The sequence below is a fragment of the Propioniciclava tarda genome (assembly GCF_900182665.1).
In the GTDB taxonomy this organism is placed as follows: domain Bacteria; phylum Actinomycetota; class Actinomycetes; order Propionibacteriales; family Propionibacteriaceae; genus Propioniciclava; species Propioniciclava tarda.
This window is the reverse complement of the sequence record NZ_FXTL01000032.1, coordinates 1-3769: the sequence shown is the minus strand read 5'-3', so window position 1 is coordinate 3769 and position 3769 is coordinate 1. Positions and strand designations below refer to the sequence as shown.

3 protein-coding genes and 1 pseudogene are annotated in these 3769 nt (G+C 62.5%); 3 read left to right on the top strand and 1 reads right to left on the bottom strand.

Annotation, left to right across the window (positions count from 1 at the left end):
- Both FN821_RS14010 and FN821_RS15090 read left to right on the top strand, forming a co-directional pair.
- Positions 1 to 141 (top strand): annotated as a pseudogene (locus FN821_RS14010) (IS256 family transposase); the annotation flags it as partial.
- Between the two features lie 187 nt (positions 142 to 328).
- Complete coding sequence (locus FN821_RS15090) at positions 329 to 589, top strand: peptidoglycan-binding protein (RefSeq protein WP_131173172.1); 261 nt, start codon at positions 329 to 331, stop codon at positions 587 to 589.
- 82 nt (positions 590 to 671) lie between these two features.
- Here FN821_RS15090 and FN821_RS14000 read toward each other — a convergent pair whose 3' ends face one another.
- Positions 672 to 2033, bottom strand: a complete 1362-nt coding sequence (locus FN821_RS14000; RefSeq protein WP_221929126.1) for an ABC transporter substrate-binding protein — start codon at positions 2031 to 2033, stop codon at positions 672 to 674.
- Positions 2034 to 2454: 421 nt separating this feature from the next.
- Between FN821_RS14000 and FN821_RS13995 the strand changes: the two genes are divergently transcribed.
- Positions 2455 to 3528, top strand: coding sequence for an IS630 family transposase (locus tag FN821_RS13995; RefSeq protein WP_131173170.1), 1074 nt, complete (start codon positions 2455 to 2457; stop codon positions 3526 to 3528).
- The last annotated feature ends 241 nt before the right edge of the window (positions 3529 to 3769 follow it).

The window sequence follows — 3769 nt, the reverse complement described above, 5'->3', positions numbered from 1 at the left end:
CTGATCGAAGCTGCCCAGGCCCGGTGGCGCATGGTCAACGCCCCCCACCTGGTCGCCCTCGTCCGTGCCGGCGTCCCCTTCACCAACGGCAAACAAGTCGAACGGCCCGACCAATCGGACACCCAACCGAACGCCGCCTAGTCAACCAATCCACAGGATTTGACAATTACTCGCAGCCCTGCTATGCGGGTCACTCATCGCCGCGGCTCCGCCAGCCAGTGCCGCCCTGCCGACTTGCACCACCACGAAGTCTGTTAGCTGGACGCCCACTGGAGCGTACTACTCCACTACTGTTCCCGCCTCGAGCGGAGGTAGCAGGTCATGCCTCATGAGCCGCTACACAACAGGTTCTGTCTCTGCCGTTAAGACACTCCAGTCCACACTCAATAAGTGCTACGGCAAGTCCCTGAGCGTTGACGGCGTGTTTGGCAGTGCGACAGCGTCTGCTCTCGCTAGCGCGCAGTCCTCTGAAGGGATCACCGCCGATGGCATGTACGGGTCGTCGAGTGCGTACTACCTCAAGTTCAACGTGGCTTGGGCCGCCAATGACGGGTCCAGCATGGGCTGGTCCTGCATGCGCGTTCCGTGAGTCCTACGGCATAAAACTTTGATCGAACGAGGTGGACCTTGGCGCTGTCAGGGTCCACCTCGTTCATCTACAACCTGTACACCTACCGGATCGCGATCGTCGTGACGTCGAAGCTATCCGTGATCTGGTCATGGTTCAGCCCAGTCACGTTCGCCTTAGTGACGACCAGGTTGGGCATCACGTAGAGCCAAACGGACGCCGCGTCCTCGGCAAGGATCCTCGCGGCCTTCTTCATCTCGGAGGCGTAGGCATCCGCCGGGGCGCCGTCTGCGGCCTGGTACTGCGCCGTGAATGCCGGGTTAGAGTAGTGCCAGTAGTAGTTGGGATTGGTGTAGGTGACGAGGTCGCGGGCCTCGGCGTGACCGACGATCGTCATATCGTAGTCGCCCTTCTTGATGACGGTGTCGTACCAGGTGGCCGGGAACTGCAACTCCTCAATGATCACGGCAACGCCCACGGCCTTGAGGTCAGCGGCGATTTGCTGAGCACACGCTACGGCGTACGGAATGCCCGCTGGCTTCAACCTGAGGGTCAGCCCCGAAGCATAGCCGGCCTCGGCCAGGAGCGACTTGGCCAGCGTCGGGTTGTAGGCGTTGATGCCGGACAGGTCCTCGTAGTAGGGGTCGCTTGGAACTGTCATGGTGCCGATCACGGTGCCGTGACCCGCCTGGACGTTGGTCAGCAACCTCTTCTTGTCGATGGCCATGGCGATCGCCCGGCGAACCTTGAGGTCCTTGAGCGCGGGGTTGGCGTTGTTGAGGCCCATCGTGACCTCTGAATTGGTCGTCCCGTCAAGGATGGTGTACTTGCCAGCATCGGCGAATTGGGTGAGCGAATCGGGCGCCTGTTCGTTGCTGATGATGTCGATCGTCCCCCCCAGCATCGCGGCGTTCATCGCGTTCGGGTCTTGGAAGTACTTGAAGACCACTGCATCGAAGCGCCCAGGGTTGGCCCAGTAGTTGGCGTTCTTCTTGAGCGTGATGCTGTCGCCGCGCGCCCAACGGTCCAGCGTGTAGGGTCCGGAACCGGCGGTTGCGGTGCCCAGGCTGGCGAACCCGGCCGGGTCGGCGATCATGCCGGCCGTGTCGCCCATCGAGTACAGCCAGGTGTTGGATGGCTTCGTCAGCGTGATTTGGACCGTCGTCGCATCGATGGCCTTCTGGCTCGCGACCAGTGACATGGGCCGCGAATACTTCGTCGCCACGGATGCGCCTGACTTGATCCGTTCGATGTTCTTGATGACTGCGTCCGCGCTGACGGCCGCACCCGAAGCGAACTTCGCGGCGGGGTTCAGGAAGAAGGTGTAGGTCGTGCGATCGGGGCTGACGCTCCAACGCTGTGCGAGCAGTGGCTGCAGCACGCCATCCCCATCAATCTTCACCAGCGTCTCGTAGACGTTGTACAGCTGCACCTGTGCAGAAGCGACCGGGTCGCTCAGGGTCATATCGAGCGTGGCCGGCTCGACCGTGGCCGCGACCGTTAGGATCTTCGACGGCGCCTGCGCCGAGGAAGACGCTAACGACGGGTCCGGCGACTGACCCCTCGGTGATGTGCACGCCGTCAGCGACATCAAGGCCAGCGCGGTCACGGCGGTGGCCAGGCGACGAGGGAAAAAACAAGCGTACGACGTCCGGTTACCCATGGACCCTCCTGGTTGACCCTGCGGGGAATGCGCCACGCATAGTATCCATCCGACTCAGACCGTGGGAGCTCGGCAGTTCCCTTGGCGAACGGTGTCGATCTAGCACCGAGGAAGAATGATGGACCAGTTCCGCGATCGTTGGTGGGGTAACGCATGGAGAAGCCTGCGCACTAGTGCGGCGTGTCGTTAGTTCCTAAACGGTTTGGTTTTGGGATGATGGGGCATGGCGAATCGTGCAGCCCCGGCGTTGGTGTTGCGTTCTGGTGATCGGGAAGAGCTGGCTCGGATCACTCGTTCGACGAGTGTGCGGGCGGGGTTGGCGCAGCGGGCTCGGATTGTGTTGGCTGCCGCTGATGGTGAGGCGAACGAGCGGATCGCCGTCCGGGTCGGGGTGTCGAAGGTGACGGTGTTGCAGTGGCGCAAGCGCTACGCCGATCACGGGATCGCTGGTCTGGATGACCAGGCCCGTAGTGGCCGGCCACGGAGGATCGACCACCGCAAGATCGTGGCGACCACGTTGAAGGCGCCGCCGACCAAGTACGGGGTGACGCACTGGTCGAGCAGGCTGCTCGGTCAGCATTTGGGGATCGGGAACAAGACGGTGGCGACCGCGTGGCGGGAGTATGGGGTGCAGCCGTGGAGGTCGGAGACGTTCAAGTTCTCGACCGATCCCGAGCTCGTCGCGAAGGTCACTGATGTGGTCGGGCTGTACCTGGCGCCGCCGGAGAACGCGATCGTGTTGTGCGTCGATGAGAAGTCGCAGATCCAGGCATTGGACCGCACTCAGAAGATGCTGCCGATGCAGCCCGGCCTCCCGGAGCGCCGCACCCACGATTACGTCCGCCATGGCACCAGCACGTTGTTCGCCGCCCTGGAGATCGCCACCGGGAAGGTCACTGGTGCCTGCAAGCCCCGGCATCGGCATCAGGAGTTCCTCGCGTTCCTCAAGCAGGTCGCCCGCGCCTACCCCACTGGCGAGTTGCATCTGGTGATGGATAACTACGCCACTCACAAGAAGGCCGAGGTCCGCGACTGGCTGGATGCGAACCCGCGCATCCATGTGCACTTCACGCCGACGTCGGGGTCGTGGCTGAACCTGGTCGAGGTGTGGTTCGGGATCATCGAACGTCAAGCCATTCACCGTGGCACCTTCGGCTCCGTCAAAGACCTCAACGCCAAGATCCGCGCCTTCGTCAACGGCTGGAACGACCGCTGCCGCCCCTTCGTCTGGACCAAAACCGCCGACCAGATCCTCAAGAAAGCCAACCGTCAGACAACTTCAAACACGGACCACTAGGACTGCGCCTGGCTATCGTTTCGGTGGGTTTATCGTTCTCGGCGGCGCTTGAAAACTGGACGGTTACGGCGCTCGAGAAGTGAACACTGGCAGGCAACGCCGTCGCCGTGAACGTCGCCCGATGGATCGGGGAACGACCTATCGGACAGACTCGTGTGAGACGCCCGAGTTGATCGGAACTTGGCTGGGGCGGGGACAGGAGAATCGGATCCCATGACCAGCGCCATGGCAACACCCGCAG

Coding starts and splice junctions, on each gene's coding strand:
- FN821_RS15090 (WP_131173172.1), top strand. CDS start 329: ATGAGCCGCTACACAACAGGTTCTGTCTCTGCCGTTAAGACACTCCAG.
- FN821_RS14000 (WP_221929126.1), bottom strand. CDS start 2,033: ATGACCCTGAGCGACCCGGTCGCTTCTGCACAGGTGCAGCTGTACAAC.
- FN821_RS13995 (WP_131173170.1), top strand. CDS start 2,455: ATGGCGAATCGTGCAGCCCCGGCGTTGGTGTTGCGTTCTGGTGATCGG.